This is a genomic window from Leifsonia lichenia (assembly GCF_054780215.1).
On sequence record NZ_BAAGWT010000006.1, the window covers coordinates 12,705 to 34,446 of the forward strand.

16 protein-coding genes and 1 tRNA gene are annotated in these 21,742 nt (G+C 67.0%); 5 read left to right on the forward strand and 12 right to left on the reverse strand.

Features of this window, described 5'->3' with window-relative positions:
• Nucleotides 1–4 precede the first annotated feature (4 nt).
• The 3 genes from ACYVGI_RS12545 to ACYVGI_RS12555 all read right to left on the reverse strand — a co-directional run bounded on the left by ACYVGI_RS12545 (nt 5) and on the right by ACYVGI_RS12555 (nt 4,090).
• A complete protein-coding gene (locus ACYVGI_RS12545; RefSeq protein WP_460632950.1) occupies nt 5–1,312 on the reverse strand; it encodes an extracellular solute-binding protein in 1,308 nt (435 codons plus the stop codon).
• 62 nt (nt 1,313–1,374) lie between these two features.
• Nucleotides 1,375–2,871 carry a GMC oxidoreductase gene (locus ACYVGI_RS12550; protein ID WP_460632951.1) on the reverse strand — a complete coding sequence of 499 codons (1,497 nt, stop codon included), beginning with the start codon at nt 2,869–2,871 and terminating at the stop codon, nt 1,375–1,377.
• A gap of 70 nt (nt 2,872–2,941) precedes the next feature.
• The gene (locus ACYVGI_RS12555; protein WP_460632952.1) at nt 2,942–4,090 is read right to left on the reverse strand and encodes a Gfo/Idh/MocA family protein; all 1,149 of its coding nucleotides are present in this window, start codon (nt 4,088–4,090) and stop codon (nt 2,942–2,944) included.
• A gap of 115 nt (nt 4,091–4,205) precedes the next feature.
• On the opposite strand from ACYVGI_RS12555, the gene ACYVGI_RS12560 reads away from it, so the two are divergent.
• From ACYVGI_RS12560 to ACYVGI_RS12570, 3 genes are all read left to right on the forward strand, one after another.
• On the forward strand, nt 4,206–5,393 hold the full coding sequence (locus ACYVGI_RS12560) for an ROK family protein (RefSeq protein ID WP_460632953.1): 1,188 nt from the start codon (nt 4,206–4,208) through the stop codon (nt 5,391–5,393).
• 54 nt (nt 5,394–5,447) lie between these two features.
• Nucleotides 5,448–6,593 (forward strand): ROK family transcriptional regulator, encoded by a 1,146-nt coding sequence (locus ACYVGI_RS12565; protein WP_460632954.1) that lies wholly within the window; start codon nt 5,448–5,450, stop codon nt 6,591–6,593.
• Nucleotides 6,594–6,679: 86 nt separating this feature from the next.
• The gene (locus ACYVGI_RS12570) at nt 6,680–7,711 is read left to right on the forward strand and encodes a diacylglycerol/lipid kinase family protein (protein ID WP_460632955.1); all 1,032 of its coding nucleotides are present in this window, start codon (nt 6,680–6,682) and stop codon (nt 7,709–7,711) included.
• Nucleotides 7,712–7,741: 30 nt separating this feature from the next.
• Here ACYVGI_RS12570 and ACYVGI_RS12575 read toward each other — a convergent pair whose 3' ends face one another.
• Both ACYVGI_RS12575 and ACYVGI_RS12580 read right to left on the reverse strand, forming a co-directional pair.
• Nucleotides 7,742–7,975 carry a hypothetical protein gene (locus ACYVGI_RS12575; RefSeq protein WP_460632956.1) on the reverse strand — a complete coding sequence of 78 codons (234 nt, stop codon included), beginning with the start codon at nt 7,973–7,975 and terminating at the stop codon, nt 7,742–7,744.
• An 86-nt stretch (nt 7,976–8,061) separates the two neighbouring features.
• Entirely contained in the window at nt 8,062–8,409 is a 348-nt protein-coding gene (locus ACYVGI_RS12580; protein ID WP_460632957.1) for a nuclear transport factor 2 family protein, read from the reverse strand.
• A 97-nt stretch (nt 8,410–8,506) separates the two neighbouring features.
• Here ACYVGI_RS12580 and ACYVGI_RS12585 point away from each other — a divergent pair, with 97 nt between their 5' ends.
• A complete protein-coding gene (locus tag ACYVGI_RS12585; RefSeq protein WP_460632958.1) occupies nt 8,507–9,076 on the forward strand; it encodes a dihydrofolate reductase family protein in 570 nt (189 codons plus the stop codon).
• A gap of 36 nt (nt 9,077–9,112) precedes the next feature.
• Nucleotides 9,113–9,280 (forward strand): hypothetical protein, encoded by a 168-nt coding sequence (locus ACYVGI_RS12590; RefSeq protein ID WP_460632959.1) that lies wholly within the window; start codon nt 9,113–9,115, stop codon nt 9,278–9,280.
• A 346-nt stretch (nt 9,281–9,626) separates the two neighbouring features.
• Here ACYVGI_RS12590 and ACYVGI_RS12595 read toward each other — a convergent pair whose 3' ends face one another.
• From ACYVGI_RS12595 to ACYVGI_RS12625, 7 genes are all read right to left on the reverse strand, one after another.
• Nucleotides 9,627–14,870 (reverse strand): hypothetical protein, encoded by a 5,244-nt coding sequence (locus tag ACYVGI_RS12595; protein ID WP_460632960.1) that lies wholly within the window; start codon nt 14,868–14,870, stop codon nt 9,627–9,629.
• A gap of 319 nt (nt 14,871–15,189) precedes the next feature.
• Nucleotides 15,190–15,263: transfer RNA gene (locus ACYVGI_RS12600), tRNA-Pro, on the reverse strand.
• Between the two features lie 71 nt (nt 15,264–15,334).
• Nucleotides 15,335–17,263, reverse strand: a complete 1,929-nt coding sequence (locus ACYVGI_RS12605) for a cellulase family glycosylhydrolase (protein ID WP_460632961.1) — start codon at nt 17,261–17,263, stop codon at nt 15,335–15,337.
• 75 nt (nt 17,264–17,338) lie between these two features.
• A complete protein-coding gene (locus ACYVGI_RS12610; RefSeq protein ID WP_055891215.1) occupies nt 17,339–18,178 on the reverse strand; it encodes a carbohydrate ABC transporter permease in 840 nt (279 codons plus the stop codon).
• The gene (locus ACYVGI_RS12615; protein ID WP_460632962.1) at nt 18,171–19,169 is read right to left on the reverse strand and encodes a carbohydrate ABC transporter permease; all 999 of its coding nucleotides are present in this window, start codon (nt 19,167–19,169) and stop codon (nt 18,171–18,173) included. Before ACYVGI_RS12615 ends, ACYVGI_RS12610 begins: the two co-directional genes overlap by 8 nt.
• Nucleotides 19,170–19,274: 105 nt before the next feature.
• A complete protein-coding gene (locus ACYVGI_RS12620; RefSeq protein ID WP_460632963.1) occupies nt 19,275–20,579 on the reverse strand; it encodes an ABC transporter substrate-binding protein in 1,305 nt (434 codons plus the stop codon).
• Nucleotides 20,580–20,693: 114 nt separating this feature from the next.
• Nucleotides 20,694–21,698 (reverse strand): LacI family DNA-binding transcriptional regulator, encoded by a 1,005-nt coding sequence (locus tag ACYVGI_RS12625; protein ID WP_460632964.1) that lies wholly within the window; start codon nt 21,696–21,698, stop codon nt 20,694–20,696.
• Nucleotides 21,699–21,742 lie beyond the last annotated feature (44 nt).

Sequence of the window (21,742 nt, forward strand, 5' to 3'; positions counted from 1 at the left end):
GCTGCTACTTGACTCCCGTGCCGATGGCCTCAGCCTGCTGCTGGGCGTCGTCGAGCGCCTGCTTGGCGGTCGCTGTGCCGCGCGCGACGCGCTCCATCTGCTGGCCGACGATCTTGCCCACCTGGCCCCAGCCGGGGACGGTCGGGATGGAGACGCCGTGAGCGATCGCATCCCGTACCGGCTTGAGCATGGCGTTGCCGGCGATGGACTCGTCGTCCCAGCCCTTTTCGACAGCGGGCAGGTTCTTGAAGATCTTGTACCAGGCCACCTGCGTGTCCGGCTGCGCCATCCAACGGGTCAGCTTCCACGCGGCGTTCGGGTTCTTCGCGTCTTTCAGGACGGCGAGGCTTCCTCCGCCGATGGATGCCGCCCGGGACCCGTCCGGGCCGGCGGGCGGTTCGACCACCGCGAGGTGACTGTCGTTCCAGGTCGGCCCGTTGGCGTCCTCCAGCCAGCCGGGCAGCCAGGGCCCGTTGGTGATGCCGGCGATCTTGCCCGAGCTGAGGAACGGCACCGTGTCGAGGAAGGTCGGCGAGTCTGCGGAGGCGTAGCCGTCCGTGATCAGCGAGCCCCAGAACTCCAGCGCCTCGATGTTCTTCGGGTCGTTGATCGTCCACTTCTTCAGGTCGGAGCTGATCAGGCTGCCGCCGTTCTGCTTGGCGTACGCGGTGAGCTCCTGTGCGGAGTATCCGTCGTAGGAGATGGACAGGCCGAGCGGGTTGGCGACGCCGTCCGCCTTGAGCTTCTTGGCGAACGTCACCAGCTCATCCCAGTTCTGCGGTGCACTCGCTCCGGCCTTCTGCGCCAGATCCTTGCGGTACATGAAGACGTTCGCGTACGTGTACCACGGCACGGCGTACGCGACACCGTCCACTTCGGCGGCCTTCTGCATCGCAGGGAAGAACGACGACGGGTCGACGAGGCCGTCGGGCACCGGCGCGAATCCGTTGGTCGCCAGCAGGGTCGGCTGGTCCTGCGAGTACAGATAGACGAGATCGGGGACCGTCCCGGATGCGATGGCAGCGGTGAGCTTGGCGGCGAAGTCGCCCTCGGGGATCTGGGTGATGGACACCTTCACCTTCGGGTTGTCCTTCTCGAACGGCGCGAGCAGCTTGGGCAGATCGGCGCCGTCCGCGCCGTCGGCCCAGATGTTGATCGTGCCCGTCGCGGGCTTGTCGTCGATCTGGAGCGTCGACGCTGCGGGGGCGGCGCCGGAACCGCGCCCGCATCCGGTCAGCACGAGGGCTGCCGCGACGAGGGGGACGGCTGCGGTGATGAGCGAGCGATGGATCTTTCGTGGAGAACGGGTCATTGTTCTCACGTTCCTTTCTCGAATGGACTGCAGGGGGTTTTACTCGGGTGCGTGAGTGATGCTCACGCCAGGACGCTTCTGGCGGTGCGAACCGACAGGGAAGCGCTGGTCAGGGTTGCGTTGCAGGTGAGGGCGGTGGGGATGACGCCGTTTCCGGCGACGAACAGGTTGTCGAAGCCCCACACGGCGCCGCGGAGGTCGCACACGCTCGTGCCGTCGTCGGCCGCGCCCATCCGAACGGTGCCGGTGTAGTGCAGGGAGGCGCCAGCCGGCAGGAGGGCTGCGTTCTCCTGATCGAAGTCGCCGACGGCGTTCGCCGCAGCGCGCTGGATGCCGCGGGCGAACTCGATGCGCTCCAGGTCGCGATCGGAGTACGAGAAACGCGCGGTGATGCGCGGAAGGCCGACGGCGTCCGTCGCGTGCTCGGAGAACTCGAGCCGGTTCTCCGGCCGGATCTCCGTCGAGACATACCAGCCCATCCCGATGGTGTGGCCGGTCTCCGCGCTGTTCTGCTCCATGAGCTGGCCCTGGGTCGGCTGGCCTGCGCCGTTCGACGGGCTCCAGTACGCGCCGATGAACGGCTCGTCCAGTGGATGCTCGGGGATGCGCAGCCCCGCCGCCCCGATCCGGACCGGGTCGACCACCACTCCCCCGTCGATGGAGGCGTGCTCGTTGAGCCGCACGCCGAGCGCGTCCGGCCGGATCCCGGAGGCCCAGAGCAACTGAGGGGTGCGCAGCGCATCCGCCGCCACCACGACGGCGCCGGCCGCGACCTCGACCTCCTGGCCGGTCTGCACATCGCGGAGGACGACGCCGGTCGCCGCCCCGTCGCGGTGCAGGATCGCGGTGCAGAGAGCGCCGGTCACCAGGCGGGCGCGGTTGTCGTCGGAGAAGAGCTCGGGGAAGATGTCGCGTGGGCCCGTGCGGCGCACCTTGCCCGTCGGGCCTGGCACGCCCGCGATCGGCATCGGCTGGGCCGACCGGTCGGCGGAGGCGGACGGGATGGCGGAACGCAGCGCATCCAGTACGGGATGCGCGAACGGGTTGGCGGCGAACACCGTCTGGTCTACGCGGAGCAGGCGCTGCGCCGTCCGCAGGTCGTCGTCCCAGTCGCCGTCCCCTGCCGGCGGGATCTCCGGGCCGAAGGGCCGTGGGCAGGCGGCCGTCCAGTGCACCCCCATCCCGCCGATGTTCCAGGCCATCGCCGCACCGGGGAACTCGCGCATGTCGTTGCCGAGGTAGGCGGCGGGGACGATTCCCACCTCTTCCTTGGTCCAGAGCGTCTCGGTGAGCTGACGGTCGGCGGCGGAGCCCTGCACGTATTCGATCTGCTTGGCCAGGCGCATCAGGCGCTCGTACGCCTGTCGCGCTTCCTTGTCCGGCGACTCGATCAGGTGCTCGCCCGCGTTGGCGCTGATCTCCGGGCCGGTCTCCACGACGAGGATCGACACGTCCTTGCGGCGGCGGTACACCTCGTTCGCGACGATCGTGCCGTTGGGGCCGCTGCCGACGACGATCAGGTCGAAGCGGGCGGGCAGCGGGTGAGTGAGCGTGGTCATCTGGTGTGTGTCTTCCTCGTGGTCGGTGGGTGGGAGTCGGATGGGGAGGGTCGAGCGTCGCCGGGCGCGGTCAGGCGGGCACGGCGACGGGTTCGGCGACAGATTCGGCGGCAGGTTCGGCGGGGACGTCCTTCCATCGGCCGGTGCCCGCCGACGCAAGGACCGCCTCGGTGAGCCGCACGGCACGGGCTCCGTCGCGGAAGGTCGGAAGGCCCTCCGGCGACTCCCCCGCGATGGCGCGATAGGTGTCGGAGACGAAGGCGTTGAAGGCGTCCTGGTAGCCCATCGGATGCCCGGCGGGCACCAGCGAGAGGCGAGCCGCATCCGGGGAGAGCTGGGACGCATCCCGGTGGAGGATGGACGAGCTGTCTGCGCGGCCGAGCCACACGGTCTCCGGCGACTCTTGATCGAACCGCAGCGACTCCCGATCGCCGGAGAGCTCGACGACCAGACTGTTCTTCCTGCCTGGGGCGACCTGCGAGACGAGGAGGGTTCCCACCGCGCCGCCGTCGAGTTCGACGAGGAGGGCGGCGAGGTCTTCTGTCGCGACGTTCTCGAACCCGCCGCGCTCGGCGTGGACCGTGCGCGTGACCGCCTCCAGTCGTGTGATGCGCTCTCCCGCCACGAATTCGACGAGGTCGACCAGGTGCGAGCCGATGTCGGCGAAGGCTCGGGATGGTCCGCCCAGTCGCGCATCCACTCGCCAGTCGGTGTCGGTGCTGCTGGCGAGCCAGTCCTGCAGGTAGTGGCCCTGGAGGGTGAGGATGCGGCCGAGGCGTCCTGCCGCGACCCGCGCCCTGGCCTCCCTGACCATCGGGTGGAAGCGGTACGCGAACGGGACCGTGGCTACGAGGCCGCTCGAATTCGCCCTGTCGGCGAGCAGGAGCGCCTGTTCGAGGCTGGTGGCGAGCGGCTTCTCGCAGACGACGTGCTTCCCGGCGGCGAGCGCGGCCAGAGCGAACTGGGCGTGCGTGGTGTTGGGCGTGCAGATGTGGACGACGTCCGCGTCGGAGGCGAGGAGGTCGTCGACGCTCGTGAAGGAGCGCTCGGCGCCGATCGCCGCGGCGGCACGCTCTGCGCTCGCAGCCGTCGAGGATGCGACGGCTGCGACGGTCGCACCGGCGGCGCGTGCCGCCCTGGAGTGGACGGCAGCCATGAACCCGCCGCCCACGAATGCGGTGCGGAGCGTCCTCGTTTTCATCTCGACGTTGAGTGCCATGTGCGGAATATTGACATGAAACAATTCGGTTTCGCTACTTCAAAAGCAGAATTAGTTCAAAAAAACCTTTCTTTTGCTCTTGTAAAGGCAAAAGTGCTCGTGCTTGACTACCCGAGTGCGAGACAGCGAAGAGTTGCGCGAAGCGACAGGACGACGGGCCGGAGAGCTTTTCCAGCTCTTCCGCGACGGCCGCCCCCGAACCCGCGCCCAGTTGTCGGTGGTGACCGGGCTCTCCCGCTCCACCATCGTCTCGCGTGTCGGCGACCTCCTCGATCTCGGCCTCCTCGCCACCGTGGGCGACGCTGTCTCGAGCGGCGGCCGCCCTCCATCGCAGATCGCCCTCAACCCTCGCGCCGGTGTCGTCCTGGGAGCCGATCTCGGCGCAAGCCACGGGACCATCGCCCTCACCGACCTCGCGGGTGACATCCTCGTGCGGCGCAGCGAGCCCGTCGCCATCGACACCGGCCCCGCCGACGTGCTCGGCTGGCTCGCCGGGGTCTGCCGAACGATGCTGACCGAGATGGGCCGCCCGGAGTCCGACCTGCTCGGCATCGGGATCGGGGTTCCCGGCCCGGTGGAGTTCCCCGCTGGGCGGCCGAGCAACCCGCCGATCATGCCGGGCTGGGACGGCTTCGACATCCCCGCCTGGGTCGGCCGCGAGTTCGATGTGCCCGTTCTCGTCGACAACGACGTCAACCTGATGGCCCTCGGCGAGCGCGCCGCCAACCCGCGCGCCCGCGAGAACCTGCTGTTCGTGAAGATCGGCACCGGCATCGGAGCCGGGGTGATCGCCGGTGGTCGACTGCAGCGCGGAGCCCAGGGCACCGCGGGCGATATCGGCCACATCTCGATTGCGCGCGCCGCCGACACCGAGTGCCGCTGCGGCAACACCGGCTGTCTGGAGGCGATCGCATCCGGACCCGCCATCGCCGGCGCGCTGCGCGCATCCGGAGTGGATGTGCGCACGGGACACGACGTCGTCAGCCTGGCGACGCGCGGCTCCATCCCGGCGGCGCAGGCGATCCGTCAGGCCGGGCGCGACATCGGCGAAGTGCTGGCCGGATGCGTCAGCCTCATGAACCCGTCGCTGATCGCGGTCGGCGGCTCGCTGGCCAGCGCCGGAGAGCATCTGCTCGCCGGAATCCGCGAGGTGGTCTACGCCCGCGCCCTGCCGCTGGCGAGCGAGCATCTGACGATCAGCCAATCGCGCGCCGGCGACGAGGCCGCCGTGCTCGGCGCCAGCTCTCTCGCAATCGACGAACTCCTCTCCCCCAGGCGGATCGACGAGATGCTGGCAGTCTGACGGCACGGACGGGATGCGGCCTCAGCGGTGGCCGAGCTGTGATTGTCTAGTCACATGACCGCTGCCGAGCTGCGCCACGACCACCTCAGCATCATCCGTGCGCTCTCCGGCGCCGAGCAGTCCCGCGCCGACCTCGGTCGCACCCTCGGCTGGGCGCGCAACACGGTGAGCAGTCGCCTCGACGATCTCCTCGCCGGCGGCTGGATCGTCGAGTCGGGCGACCAGCTCTCCGGCCGGGGACGCCCGAGCGCGCTCTTCCGCCTCAACGAGGACAACATCCTGGTGTTCGTCGCAAGCTTCGGCAAAGACCAGGTGACCGCGACGCTCGCGACGATCGGCGGCGCTGTGCTCGCCCGCCGCGTGGTCGAAGGGTACTCGCTGGGCGCGGCGGAGGCGGACGGGCCGGTGGACGCCACGCGACTCCGGGACGAGCTGGTGGCGGAGGCTGGCGTGTCGGCCGACCTCATCCGGATCGCCGTGGTCGGAGTGACCGGCCCCGTCGAAGACAACAAGAGCATGCCGATGTACGCCGACCTCACCGTCGACGGGGCCTCGTTCGAGCGTGCCCTCGGCGTGCCCGTCGTCGTCGAGAACGACGCCAACCTGATGGCGCTCGGCCTTCTCCCCACGCTGGATGCGCAGAGCCGCTCTCTCGTCTTCGTCAAGGTGGCGACGGGGATCGGCGCCGGCCTCATCATCGACGGCCGGTTGCACCGCGGCCTGCGCGGTCTCGCCGGCGAGCTGGGGCACATCCCGGTCGCGCACGGCGACGGCATCCCGTGCAACTGCGGCAACCACGGCTGCGTCGGCGAGGTGGCCTCGGCCCCGGCGATCCTGAATCAGGTGCGCCAGGACGGACTGGACGTGGCCTCGCTCGACGAGCTCCAGCCGCTCGTGGCCGCGGGCAACCAGGTCGCGATCGCGACGCTGCGACAGGCCGGCCGCGACATCGGCGAGGCCATGATCGGACTCGTCACCGCCATCGCCCCCGACGTGCTCGTGATGGGCGGACGCGTGGTGGGGCTGGGCGACCACCTGATGACCGGGCTGCGGGAGACGCTGTACTCCCGCGCGCTTCCCGCGACCACCTCCCGGCTTCGCATCGAGTCGATCCGCGATGCGGAGGACGCAGCGGTGCGGGGCGCTCTGGTGATGGGCTTCGACCGGCTGTTCCCGCACGAGCCGTCGGTGACGGCCTGACGGCCTGACGGCCTCGTGGCGTTGTGGCCTCGTGGTCTTGTGGTCTTGTGGCTTGATCGGGCTCGTCGCCGACATATCCTTACCGGATGAGCGCACACCCGGACGACCAGAATCCGGCACGTCGCGCAGCGTTCGTGCTGAACCCCACCAAGGTGGATGCGGGAGTGCTGCGTGCGCGCGTGGCGGCACAGGAGGCGCGGGGCGGGTGGACCGCATCCCAGTGGTTCGAGACGAGCGCGGACGACGACGGCCGCTCCGCGGCGCAGGACGCGGCCGCCGCACAGCCGGACCTGATCGTTATCGTCGGTGGAGACGGGACGCTGCGGGCTGCGGCGGATGTGCTCGCGGGGACGGGCATCCCGATCGGTCTCGTGCCCGCTGGGACGGGCAACCTGTTCGCACGGGAACTGCGCCTCCCGATCAACAACCTGACCGCCGCAGTCGATACCGCGTTCACCGGCGAGACCAGGCGGGTCGATCTCGGCCATGCCGTGCTGGTCAGAGCGGACGGCTCTGAGGAGCGGCGCGCCTTCCTGGTGATGGCCGGCATCGGGCTGGATGCGCACATGGCCGCCCACACGAACCAGCGCCTGAAGAAACGCATCGGCTGGCTGGCATACTCGGATCCGATTGCGCGCAGCATCCTGGGCAACAAGCAGTTCGACATGGTCTATCAGCTCGACGACGCCCCCGAGATCGCACTGCGCGCGCACACGGTCATCGTCGGCAACTCCGGCAGCCTCACCGCCGGTCTGCTCCTCATCCCGGACGCGACGGTCGACGACGGCCTCCTCGACGCCGTGGTGCTCCGTCCGCGCGGAGGCGGCGGCTGGACGAACATCGGCTACCGGCTCACGTTCAACCGGCTGCTCCACCGCACGGGCTTCGGCCGGTTCGTCGGACGCATCACGCCCCAGGCGCGGGCGATCCGATATGCGCAGGCCAAGCGGATGCGCGTGCGCTTCGAGGACGAGCAGGAGATCCAGTTGGACGGCGACCCGAACGGGAGCGTCGTGTCGGTGACCCTGACGATCGAGCCGGGGGCACTGGGGATGCGGGTGCGGACGCCGCGTCGTCGCGGCCGGGAGCGGGTGCTCGCTGCGGGCGCGGCCCGGTAGTACGGACGGGGCACGCCCCGCTGCGCGTCGTCAGAGGGTGGCGTTCTCGACGCTGACCTCGGCGGGCGTCATTGCCCGGTACTGGCAACTGGACGGCCAGTCCGCCTGCTCTTTCAGGGGCACGGCCCAGCCGCTCGTCGTCGCTCCGTAGCTCACCGTCTCGAACCGAACCCGCGGCTGTGGCTCTCCGTTGATGGTCTCTGCCACCGCGACGACCGTCTTACCGCTCGGCATTCGCATCTGCGCCGTATATAAGTGTTCCATGTGCTGACGGTACGCCCCTTTTGACGGCGGCGGTGGCGCATGTCTCGCCCCGCGCCGCATCCCGCCTCCCCGTCGAGAGTCGCGCCCTACCGAAGGTAGACGTAGAGCGCCGAAATGCGCCCGTCGCGGATGAGCGCGACATCCGTCCCGTGCACGACGGGTTCGGCGCCCGCCGGCCCGTACGACCACTCGACCGTGGCGAGCTCCTGCACCTCGTAGAACCGTCCAGGTACGAACTCGAACCCTGGCGTCCTGGCGTGCAGCTCGCGGATCTTCTCATCGATGGCATCGGGCCCGACGGCCACTCCGTCGTGATCGGCGAAGCCTGCATCCGGTGCGTACAGCTCGGTGAGCAACGGACGTCGCCGCGACTCGTCGCGCTCGTTGAAGACGCCGAGCAGGTTGCGGTGGAGGAGCTCATCGAAGGTGGTCACGCCTCTGTCTACACCCCCGCATCCCTCTGCATCCCCTGCCGGGCAGGGACGCGACGATCTAAACTTCCGGGATCGGCTGACGGAAGGCAATGACGCTATGCGGAAACTGGTCTACGGCATGAACGTGACGCTCGACGGCTACATCGCCGCCCCCGGCGACGACATCGGCTGGAGCGTGCCGAGCGACGAACTGTTCCAGTGGTGGCTCGAGGAGGAGCAGGCGATCGACCTGTTCCTGTACGGCCGCAAACTCTGGGAGTCCATGAGCTCGTACTGGCCCACCGGCGACCAGCAGCCGGGCGCCACCCCGGACGAGATCGCGTTCGCGCGCAACTGGCGTGACACGCCGAAGGTGGTGTTCTCCTCCACGATGTCGACGGTCGACTGGAACGCGCGCCTGTTTACGGGCGATGCGCTCCCGGAGATCGCTCGACTCAAAGCCGAGGACGGCGGGCGGATGCGCGTGGGCGGCGCGACCCTCGCCAGGGCGGCCATGCGGGCAGGGCTGATCGACGAGTACACGGTGGTGACGCATCCGGTGCTGGTGGGCGGCGGTACGCCGTTCTTCAGCGGGCTGGACAGGTGGGTGAACGTCGAGCTGGTGGAGACGCGCACGCTGCCAGGCGGGGTGGTGGTGAGCAGGTACGAGACGAGGCGCGCGAGCTAGGTCGATGCGGCGCCAAAGCAGGCGTACGGTGGCGACATGCTTATCTTGGTGATCGTTCTGGTCGTGCTGTGGATCATCCTGGCGATCGTGGGGTTCGCGATCAAGGGGCTGCTGTGGTTGGGGATTATTGGGATCGTGCTGGTGATTGCGACGGTGATTATTGGGATTGTGCGGCGGGCGGCTAGTTCAGGCAAGGGGAAGTAGGTGCCCGGGCGTTCGCCGCGCCGCCGATTCCCTCTTCCTGCAAGCCCTGCTGGGCAGCATGCCAGGAATGGAGAGCACGCGCCGTCGGAGGAATCCGCCGGGCGCTCCAGCGGACCAGCGTCCCTGGGTGGTCTTGATACGTCACCGGCAAACGCGGTTGAGTCGGCTTCTGGTTGTGCGCTCACGTGAGGCTAGAAGAAAGCCCCGGGAACACACGACTCCGCGTGATTCAGTGGCCGTCCCGTCGGGCTGCCCCACACGCTCCCCCAATAGTCAGCAGGGAGTAACGTTCCTGCTGACGACCGCCCGCGCGCCTTCGCGCTCCGCCGTGCTCGTCATAAGTAGCCTATTCATCCAGTTGCTGGAGCCTGACAGCGCCGTGGTCGCCGGCAGCGGCGAGCCCGTCGACGATTTGGTGGTAGTGGCTCCTGACGTTGCCGACGATCGCGCCGGCACTATGAAGGTCAGTCAGCCATTCTTCCAGGAGCCAAAGGTGGTTAGCGATCAGGTCGAAGCGGCCGTCGATTATCGTCTCGATCCAGGTAAAGGCAACAGTTGTCTGCCATTCCGAGGTGGCACCTTTCGAGAATCCGATGACCGCATCGACGGCCTTGGCCTGACCGCGCGCGATATGCAGCCAGCGGTCGGGGAGCTCGCCGAGAGCGGTCGGTTGAATCCAGGCCACACGACATCTGGCCAGCGTGCCGTCGATGTCTGGGTCACTCAACCTTGGGCTGGGGGTAGGGAGCAGGGCCGCTGCCATGTAGTCAAACCAGTGGCGTTGCGATCGCAGCTCGGTTCCGTCCCCGAGCGCATCCAGGGCAGTCTTGAGCGCCCAAGGCCAGAATTCGGCGATGCGCAGCCGAAGATCCTCGTGGTACGTGAAGATCGTTGCGAAGCCGTCGAACAGGAGACGCAATGAATTCGAGTCTGCTGTGAGTGTCTCGATGTGCGCACCGATAGTGTCGCGGTCACCGTCTAGCGCAACCTCGATCATCCGGCGAGCGATGGGTTCGTGGGTGATGTGTGCGTGTTGGTCGAAACCTTCCTTCCACCAGTGGGCGAGGCCTCGCCGGTGGGCGTCCCACAGCGGTGCCCAGAGTTCGGCAACTTCACGTTGCAGGCACGCGACGTTGCGGGCGTCAATCATGCAGACCAGCGGCATGCGTAGTCGGTTGACGGGCAAGTCATGGTCGGCGACGCGGGGAAGGGACTCGTTGAAGGGTGGCCGTAACGGATCGGACTCCCGTCGCTGTCCCTCCCTATTCCATGGGCCGAGCCGGCTGTCCATCAGGCCCGCGGTTGCCGCAAACCATGCCGGTCCATGCCTGCGGCAACGCTTTGTGTCTGCGTCGACGTCGCACGGCGCGGCCCAAACGGGTTGGGTGCCCTTGCAATAATTTGCTCGTACCTCGTCAAATATGCTGGTGCCAAGGGATCGTAGACAGTTCTCTATCTGCTGCCGGTCCAGATCCAGGCCGTCGAACGGCGCAAGGAGAAGCAGTGGCACAGATGCGGCGGCGGCTCTGTCGGCGCCCATCGAGAACATCGAGCCGCTGAATTCCATCCCATCGCTCTGCGGATTCTCGCCGGCCCAGATGACGGCGCCAGCGGCCCAGGCTAGGTTCGATGGGTCTAACGCGGTCAGGCCAAGGGCGTGAGCGTGTACGGCGGCCGCCGCGACAGCCACTAGGGAGTTCTCGGGTCCGTAGAAGTTCTGCGGGACGGTTCCTTCATCGTTGATCCGTCGAGCGATGGCTAGGTCCTCATCGAGGTGGTCTACCGGCCAGCTCTCGGGATCATCGTTGTAACGACCGTAGCGATTCTGGAGCGTGTACATCAGGTTGACGGTCTGCAACTCTTGGTTGCCTGGCGCGAGGATCTGCTCGATCTCGGTCGGGCGCTCAAACTCGATCATGATTCCGTCGGAGGTTGAGCTCGCGCGGTAGTTCGTGAATCGGAACCCAGCGGCCCAGCTCTCGATCATCGCGACGTATTCCGCGTCGCCCGTTGCCCCGGTGAGCGCCGTCCGGGCATTCTCCACAAGGTGGGTCCCCACTTCTGCGAGTTGGGCGAGACGCCTCTCATCTCCGTTGACCCGCGCGTTGACAACCATCGCAGCGACGGTGTGGTGCGGGGTAGATGACCGGCGCTCTCTTCCCGCGAGCTTGTCTGCGTCGGAGTCGCGCACGTTGAAGTGCTCGCCCACCACGCGTGAGGTCTCGAGATGCCAGATCTCAGGGTGCTCGAGGAACGCGTCAAGAAGTTCACCGGCTTGGTCGGGATGCCTGGTGAGGAACCCGACGAGCAACCCCGGAACGGCGAGGTTGTGACAGTCGCGAAGGAGCAACTCGAGGATCGTTTGCACCGGGATGTCCCAGTTCTCCAGCATATGGTCGATGAATCGCTCGAGAGCAAGCAGCGCACTCATACATGGGTATGGTCCGACGCTCGATCCCCGATACCACGCCCAGACGTGGCTATCGCCAACGTAGCGACGCACCCCGATACCCGCGACATCCATTTCGATACCAGCGAATTCTGCTGGGTCTTTTGAGTTGTCGACGAAGTCGTGGGTCCTCTCGACGCGCACCCTGGCGGCGTGGTTGAGCATTCGGTTAATGAAGCTGATTGCCTCACGGGGGGTCGTGTTCAGCAACCTGAAGAAGGGGCCATAGTACCAGGCAGCTCCCGGCGTTCCGAATCCGATACCGGGTCCGTGCTTGAAGTCTCGAATGCCGTCGTCGAGACGGCTCCCGCCCCAGTGATCGTCCGGATCGGGAAGCTCGATGTAGTACGCCTCAGCGAGATCTAGAAGCAGCTTGGGTCGAGCTTGCGACATGCTGGCGACGACGGCGAACGACTCCACTGCCGCGTTGAGGTCTTCGGGTCGATCGCTGCCGACCTGTCGGAGCCACGCCTCAGCCTTGTCGTCGATATCTGGCCCGAGGGAGGCGAGCGCCTCGATAGCGAATTCGTCGTAGAGCGACGGGTTCCCGTCGAGGATGATGTCGCGGACTTTTTGGCGGAGAGCATCTGGTCGCAGACTGACACTCGCCATCCCGCGCAACCAAGCCAGGACGATATCCCGGATGACCTCGTGGATGGTTCGGTAGCCGAACTGCGGACCATGCTCGATCTTGAGCCGATCACAGAATACGACCTTCACCAGTGGCGCGAGGGCGAACGCGTCACCGATCGTTCCGTTCACGTATCGCACTTCGGCGAGGCGAAGCAGGATGCCGAGACCGGCTGAGTCATGGTCGGTCAGGCTCCCCCACAGCTCGCGGAGGGCTGGCTCCGCATCTCCCAGAGTGAGGAGGGCTTCGTAGGGAACTTCCAACCATCGATCCCCCTGAGTGCTGGCGATCTCGCCGAACTCCGTCGAGAGATTCCTCCAGGCGCTCAATCGGCTGGGGTCGAGCAGTGCGGCCTGGCACCCGAGGCGGGCGGCGCGGATCGACCAGCGCGGAGCTCCAGCCGAGCGTAGAGCCTCCCACCCCTGCGTGATGAAGAGTCGACACAATGCGAAGTCGCGGAACAGATCGGACGCAAACTCATCGCCGGGTGTGAGTGCGGGGTTGTTGGGCACTCGGAGGATACCGTCGGAGCGCAGTTCAGCAGCGCCGGTTCCATACGGAGCGTCGGCGGCGATGCCAAGGGTTCGCTTGGCGACGCTCAGGGCGGCCTGATCGCGGTCATCCGGGGACGCGGATCCCACCTGGTGTATCTCGTCGCGTCGAATGAGATTCCGCCACACTGTGGCGTACACGTCCGCCTCGCACAGCAGATCGCCAGGGTCGAGTGCCGAGCCGGTCCGCAGGAGAGCATCGACCAGTCCCGGCCGTCCGAGTACCCAACTGGCGCGTGAGTCAACGGCCAGGCGAGCAAGGGCTGTGAATGCGTCTGGAAGAGCCTGACGCTCATCATTGGTCAACGGTCCGACAGTGTACGTGCCCGGCGAACGGCTTGACTCCGTGAGTTCGAGTGCATTGGCCACCTCCTCCCGGACTAGGCGAGAGCCGTCGGTGCGAGTGACGCTCACCACGCCGAATCCTGCCCGCAGGCCAGCCGCGACGAACGCGCGGAACATCTGCGCCTTGCCTTCGAGTACAGACTCGGCGCCGTCCACCAGGAGAAGGCGGACAGGTCGCACTGCTCCCGCGGCCATGACATCGTCGAGCGCGTGGCCACCCAGCTGCCCCTCGAGCTCCATCACGGTGACCGGGAGGTCACGCAGGCTGAGACTCACGATGGCCGCGCCCTCCCGTTCAAGTGTCTCGACCGCCCGCAAGGACAAAGCCGACTTCCCTACATCGGGGTCGCCCGTCACCACTAGGGCGCCAACGGACTCACCCACTGACCGCATGGCTTCGACGAGCCGCTCCCTTTCGGCCGGGCGCTCAAGCTCGAGCACCTGCTGGCCCGATCGCAGAGCTGGGCGAACGGACTCACGAAGTCGAGTCCCGAGTCGGTCGAACGATCCCCACGCCGATGCGAACGATGCAGACCTCGCCAGTGGGTAGTTTCGGAGCTCTTGTCGCACCAGCGCTTGAGTGAGCACGGCCGCCTGGGGGGCCCATCCACCGACAAGCTCCTCGATACGAGAGAACAACGCATCGGCCACGGCTGGGGTGCCGTCGGTGAGCACTCGCTGCAGCGCGTTAACCGCAGCCGTACGGTCGGCCCTATCCGTCCGCTCGAGGCGAAGGCTCCGTATGCTGAGATGCGAGACGAGCCGCCACGTCAACTCCTCCGCAGTCAGCCCGTTGGCTGGAGGGAACCCCTCCGATGCCCGCGCCACCAAACGTTTGAGGTGGTCATAACGACCACGAACGCGGGCATTGGTCCTTCCCGCCTGCGTCAAGCGGGCCGCCAGTTCAGCCGCGGTCGGGAGAGAACGAGCGAGCTCTGCCAATTCGGCGAGTTCGGTGATCGCGTTCGCGTTGGTCGATACCGCCAAGACAAGCTGCCACCTACCTGAGGACACCTCGGGCCAATGATCTGTCACGATCGCCAGGAAGTCGCGAATGAGGGGGACGGACGCATCGTCGCTGGTGGTCAGGGCCGGACTCCTTCGCACGGCAATCGATGCGCGGTGCCCCTCACCGTGAGCGTCTCGACCCTCGACCACGATGTCGTCAGCATCGCTCAAGTCGCTGGCCTGGAGCCGAATTGAATCCACCGATAGGGCGTCGCCGAGTTCGGGAAGGGTGTCACCCGCGAGGAGGCCAGCAATCAGGCACGCAGCGTACGAGTGCTCCAGACGGACGCCGCCCCCGCCGGTCGAGTACGGGCTTGACCCCGTGGAGCGTACCTGGTCAACGGGCACGGCTTCCGCCAACCATGCGCTGATGGAAGGGTTCGAGACAGCGAGCTGCCAAAGGGTTGCCCGTCCCGACTTCCGTGAGGTGGCGAAGCCCGCTTTCGACAATGTAGACAACGCGTTGTTAGCCGTCGTTGGCGATATGCCCAAGGCCGTCGCAACTTTACGGCCGGAAAGAGGGATGGTGCTCTCGGAGAGCACCCTCAAAGCACCGAACTCAGCCTCACTGAGTGTCACCTTGAGCGTCTCTCCCGCCGTTGCCATCACGCACACTTTACGTCTATGTCCAGAAATGCCGGACATAGGCGCGCGGCGAAGAGCCCGGAGTGTTCCAGACTGGTCCCAAGCCATCGTTCACTACGACAGATGGCGTATTCATCAACGAAAATACGCCGCCCGATTAGGTTTTCATTGGTCGGGCTGCGCCCCACACGCTCCCCCAAACGCCGCGCCTCGCTTTGCTCGGAGCGGCGCCCGGGGCCCCTCGCGGCGGGGACCCCAATAGACAGCAGCGAGTAACGACAAAAAGTAGAGGGCCAGAGGTTCGCATCGCGAACCTCTGGCCCTACTTTTTGTCGTTACGTCGGGCTGACAGGATTTGAACCTGCGACCCCTTGACCCCCAGTCAAGTGCGCTACCAAGCTGCGCCACAGCCCGAAGTCGCTTTGAGGGTGGAGCCCCAAAGCAACTTGTCCATACTAGCGTGTCCCGGCGGGTGCCAGCGCCACCTACTCGAAGACCAGCTCGCGCACCTCGACGCCGTATGGGTCGAGGGTGACCGAGCTGACGTCGTCGCCGGTCAGGGTGCGGAGGGCGCCGGCAGCGCGGGGCGTGATGGTGGTCGTCGTCGCGTGCTGGGAGACGAAGAAGACGAAGCGGCGGCCGTCGGCGTGCACCAGGGTGTCGGTGAAGACCTGGGGGTCGTCGAGGCGGATGTCGCGTTCGACGTCGGCCAGGTCGGCGAGGGCGTCGTAGAGGCGCCAGGTGTCTTCGGGGTTCACGCCGGGGAGCTGGGAGGCGAAGTACTCGAGGGGATACGTGGAGAGCACGGCGCGGCCGGAGCCGTGGGGCTGGGAGATGATGACCGGGCGGTCGTGCGCATCCACTGCGATCACCGTGCCCGTGGTCGCCGTCACCGGGAGGTAGGAGCGGGAGTGCTCGTTGCCCGCGGCGGCGAAGGAGAGGACCGTGCCCTCGGCCAGGCCGCCGAACGAGGCGAGGAAGCGCACCGTCACCGTGTCGTCGGAGACGGGCGGCACCAGGCCGTATGCCGACTCGCGCTGCACGCCGAACAGTTCCTCGGTGTATGCCCACCAGGGGCCGCGCTGCACGCCGATGTCGCCGACGCAGTACGAGGCGTAGATGGTGGCGCCGTCGGAGGCGAGGTCGATGAGCTGCTTCCAGGTGGGGCCGCAGAGCTGCTTGACCGATGGCAGCAGGTAGAGGCCGTAGCCGGACGGGATGCCGCCGTCCTCCGCCTCGCGCACCACGGCGACCGGCACGTGCGCCTCGTGCGCCGCGACGTACGCCTGCTCCCCCGTCGCCACGATGAGCGCCCGCTCCGGCTCCTGGGTGAACGGGTAGTCGGCGGCGAGATGCGACGGCACGACGATCGCCGCATCCACCGGGGAGCGCGTGACGGAGGCGACGTCGATGGATGCGAGGTCCCCGGCGAAACGGGCCAACTCCAGCAGCGGGGGCTTGGGGGCTCCCGTCGCGTCGGTGATGCCGAAATGCATTTCGAACGGGTGGTGCGAGTACGGGCGCTGGGCGATCAGGTCGTCGTAGTCCGTGTTGTTCCAGGCGATCCAGCCCGTCGCCCCGGCCAGCAGCGTGTTGTAGAGCAACTGGCGGTAGTACGAGGCAGCACCGGATGGGGAGACGAAGTCGCTGGTCAGGCCGAACTCCTCCATGATCACCGGGAGGCCGGCGATGTGGCAGAGCTCGGCGATGTACGCGGCCTTGAGGTGCTGGCGGGTCTGGTCGGACTCCATCCGGTAGACGTGCGGGCCGACGAAGTCGGTGAACGCGGCCAGGTCGGTGGTCGAGAAGCCGTTGTCGTGGCCCGTCGTCTCGATGCCCCACGCGCCGTCGCCGACGGAGACCGGCTGCGTCCCTCCCCCGGCGCGCACCGCATCCACCAGCAGCGACGCCCACGCGTCCACGATCGGGCGCGGCGCCTCCCCGCCGTAGATCGGGACCTCGTTGGTGAGCAGCCAGCCGGCGACGGCGGGATGCTCGGCGAAGCGGGCGGTCAGCTCGCGGACGTACCAGGCCTGGCGTCCGACGAACCAGATGTCGCTGTAGAGGTCGCGGCCGTCGCGCCACGCCGGGTCCCAGTTCTCGCCGGACATGTGCCCGACCAGGAACGTCGGCACCGTCGTCATGCCCGCATCCACGTGGGCGTCGAGAAAGTCGTGGAAGTTGGCGATGCACTGCTCGTCCAGGGTGTCCGGGGTCGGGTGGAAGTCCGGCCAGTAGAAGAACGACCTGGTCATGTTGAGGCCGTGCTCTGCCAGGACGGCGAGCTCGGAGCGGACGACCTGCGGGTCGTACCGGGTCCACATCAGCGGGCCGCCCGACCGGGACCAGAAGTTGGCCCCGAGCCAGATGGCGGGCGCGCCGTCGACGGCGAGCAGGGGGGAATGGCGTTCCATGATTCCTTTCGAAACGACGAGAAGTCGCGAGAAGTCGAGCAGTCGAGCAGTCGGAGCAGAAGACGGCAGAGGCGGCTACTTCACCGCACCCGCCGTCAGCCCGGCGACGAACGAGCGCTGCAGCAGCAGGAACGCCACGACCACGGGGATGCTCACCACGAGCGAGGCGGCCATGATCTGGTTCCAGTACACGTTCGTCTGGGTGGAGTAGAGCTGCAGGCCGACCGCGAGCGTTCTGTTCTCGTCCGTCGTCATCACGGATGCGAACAGCACCTCGCCCCAACTGGTCATGAACGAGTAGATGGCGACCGCGATCAATCCGGGGCGGGCGGCGGGAAGCACGACGTGCCAGAGCGCGCCCATCGGCCCGCTCCCGTCGACCATCGCCGCCTCGTCGAGGTCGCGCGGGATGCCGTCGAAGTACCCGGCGAGCATCCAGATCGAGAACGGCAGCGCGAACGTCAGATAGGTGATCACGAGCCCGAACCGCGTGCCGACGAGCTGGATCCCCACCGCCTGGTTGATGTTCACGAAGATGAGGAACAGCGGCAGCAGGAACAGCACGCCGGGGAACATCTGCGTGGACAGCACGGTGGTGGTGAACACGCTGCGACCCTTGAACCGGTAGCGCGAGACGGCGTACGCGGCGAACACCGCGATGACCAGACTCAGGATGGTCGCAGAGCCGGCGACGATGAGGCTGTTCACGAAGTACGACGCCAGCGGCACCGTCGACCACATGTCGATGAACGGCTGGAACGTGATCTGGGTGGGCCACCAGGTGAAGGCGCCCTGCACATCCGCCAGGGACTTCATCGAAGAGGTGACCATCACGTAGATGGGCACGGCGGTGAAGATCGTCAGGATGACGAGCACCACCCAGCGGAAGGCTTTCGAGGAAACGGTCTCACGCACGACGGGACCTCCGGTTCAGCACGAGCAGGTAGATGCCCGTCACGATCAGCAGGAAGATCAGGAGCAGGACGCTCATCGCGGCCCCGGAGCCGAAGTTCCAGGTGAGGAACGAGGCGTTGTAGATGTGGAACGAGATCAGGTCACCGGCCGCCGGTTGGGCGTTGCCGAACAGCACGAACGGTGTGTTGAAGTCGTTGAACGTCCATAAGAACATCACCAGCAGCAGCACCGTGTTGACCGGGCGCAGCATCGGCAGCGTGATCGAGCCCCACTGCCTGGCCGGCTTCGCGCCGTCGACCGCCGATGCCTCGTAGACCTCCTCCGGGATGGACTGCAGCCCGGCCATCAGCATCAGGAACGCGAACGGCCACAGCCGCCAGATGGCGACGATCACGATCGACCAGAAGGCGTTGCCGCCGATCAGCCAGAACGGCTTGTCGCCGGGGAGGTTCAGGTTGTCGAACAGGAAGTGGTTCACCGCGCCGGTGTCCTTCTGCAGCATGAACTTCCAGGCGATGATGCCCGCGTACATCGGCAGCGCGTACGGCACGAGGAACAGGGTGCGGAAGAAGCCGCGGCCCCAGAACTTGCGCTGCAGAGCGACGGCGGCGGACATCCCGAGCGACCAGGAGATGCCGACGACGAGGATGGTGAATCCGCAGGTGATCAGGAACGACTGCAGCAGCGCAGCCCCCACCGAACCGTTGAAGTCGAGGGCGACCGCGTAGTTCTTGAAGCCGACGAACGGGGCCTCCGACCAGTTGGCGATGTAGAACTTCGTGAGCTGGACGAAGCTGATCCAGATGCCGGTGAGCATCGGGATGACGTGGATGAGGATCTCGAAGATGATGGCGGGCGCGAGCAGGGCGAGCGGGATCCACCAGCCCTTCTGCCTCTTGCGTTTGCGCGGAGGCGCGGGCGCCGGCGCGGCCGTCGCCGTGTCGAGCACGCCCGTGCCGCGCGGAGTGTCTGCTGATGTCGTCGTCGACATGGTGACCTCTGTCTGGTCAGGAGGATGGTCTGTGGATGCTGGGGGGTGCGCCGGGTGCGGGATGTGCGGCGAAGAACGCGCATCCCGCACCCGGCGCCGGCGGCGCTAGCCGCCCATGGACTGCTTGACCTGGTCCTGCGCCGATTGCAGCGCGGACTTGATGTCGCTGTCGGAGACGGTGCCTCCGGTGGCGATCTTGGCGAACATGTCGTTCATGGCCTTGCCGACCGTGTTCTCGAACTGGTCTTCGGCCGGAACCAGCGGAAGCGGCTTGGACATGGTGTTGTAGATCTTCTGGAAGGTGGCGGCCTCTTCGGCGTTGTCGGTGAAGTTGGCCTTGGCGCCGTTGAGCACCGGGAGCGTGGCGTACGGCTTGCCCAGGGTGGTCTGGGTGCTCTCGCTCGTCATGTACTTGACGAACTGCAGGGCCGCATCCTTGTTCTTGGTGTTCTTCATGATGGAGAGGTTGATGCCCGCCACGTGGCTGGCGACGTCCTTGCCTCCCGCTGGTGCGGGGAACGGGACGACGCCGTACGCGTCGGTCTTCATGCCGTTGGCGTTGATCGACGAGTCGGCGTTGTTCTGGCTGAGGATCATCGCGACCTTGCCCGTCGCGAAGTCGTTCACAGCCTGGACGCCGTTGTCGTACTGGGCGTTGGAGGTGTTGACGACCTTGTCGGTCTGCATCAGGTCGAGGTAGCGCTTGATGCCGTCGACAGCTCCGGTGGAGGTGAAGGTGGGGTTGCCCTTCGAGTCGAAGAACTCCGCGCCGTTCTGCGCCGCCGTGATGAACGCGAAGTGGGCGTTCTCGGTGTAGCTGCCCGCGGCCAGGGAGAAGCCGTAGGTGGAGCCGCTGGTCAGCTTCTTGGCATCGGTGACGAGGTCTTCCCAGTTGGTGGGCGGCTGAACGCCCGCCGCCGTGAACATCGACTTGTTGTAGTACAGCCCGTATGCGAGGCCGTAGAGCGGGACGCTGGTGACGGTCTTGCCCGGTGCGCCGCCGGTCTCGAGCGCGGTCTTGACGAACTTGTCCGATCCGCCGATGGCCTTCATGTTGGCGTCGTCGAAGGGCAGGAACGCGCCCGTCGCCTGCAGGGACGCCGCCCAGGTGTTGCCGATGTTGAGCACATCGGGACCCTGGCCGCTGGTCACGGCGGTCTGGATGCGCGTCTGGAGATCGTTCCAGCCGATCACTTCGAGCTTCACCTTGATGCCTGTCTTCTTGGTGAAGTCGTCGAGGACTGGAGTGAGGACCTGCTTGTCGTTGTCGAGGCTGGTCCCCTGGTTGCTCGCCCAGTACGTGATGGTCGATCCGCTGGCCGAGCTTCCCGATCCTGAGCTGCTGCAGCCCGCTGCGACGAGCGCGACCGCGGCGGCGATGGCGCCCGCGACTATGGCGCGTTTCTTCATAGTGACTCCCTTGTCTCTTGGTCGTGGCGCACACGCCACGACCACTACGCTAACTGAACCGGTTCAGTTGTCAAGGGGGTGGACCAAAAATTCTCCCCTAGTTCGGGAGGGCGACTACGCGGCCCGGATGCTCGTGGAGCGCACGACGAGCTCGCTCGGCTTCGCGGTGGTGACCTCGGACGGCACACCGGCCAGCGCATCCAGCAGCATCCGGGTGCTGCGCCTGCCCTGCTCCTCCGGGAAGCGGGCGAGCGCGGTGATCGGCCGGGAACCGAGGCGGCAGACCAGCGAGTCGTCCCAGCTCACCAGGGCCACGTCCGAGCGGCCGAGCCGGTCGAAGCCCGCCGCTGCGCCGAGCGCGAGCATGTCGTTCGAGGTGACCACCGCGGTGATGCCGGCGTCGGCGGCGAGCCGTTCGACCGCGATGCGCTCCCCCGCGTCGGACGAGTAGTCGGAGGCGGCGAAAACCGTGCTGATTCCGCGGGCGAAGGCCTCCGCCTCGATCGCTGCACGCCGGTCGTGCTCGTGCTCGAACTCCAGCGGCCCCGTGATGTGCAGCACCCTGCGGTGCCCGAGACGGGCGAGGTCGCCGACGATCAGGGCGGAGTCGCCGCGGGCGTCGTACAGAAGCACCCGCCCGGGGGCCACCTCCGCCCGGTTGCCGTGCACCACGAAGTCCAGGCCGAGCTGATCGAGCAGAGCGGGCCGCGGGTCGTTCACGCTGATGTCGAACAGCATCACGCCGTCGACCCTGCCCTGCGCGCTCCAGCGGCGATAGGTGTCGAGATCCTGGCCGACTCCGGTGCCCACCATCCGCAGCATCAGCGCCTGGTCGGTCTCCGCCAGCACGCTCTCCACCCCGGCGAGCAGGCTCATGTAGAACGGCTCTGCACCCAGCAGGCTCGGGTCGCGCCGCAGCACGATGCCGATCGCGTCCGTGCGGGAGCGGGACAGCGCCCTGGCGCTCGCGCTCGGATGCCAGCCGAGGTCGTTGGCGAGGTCGAGCACACGCCTGCGGGTCTCGTCGCTCACGCCGGGCTGGCCGTTCAGCGCGTAGGAGACGGAAGCCTTGGACAGCTTCAACTGGGCAGCGAGCCCGGCGATCGTCACACGCGTCACGTCACCCTCCTTGTCGAGTCAACAGTACTCACAGGCGGTATGCG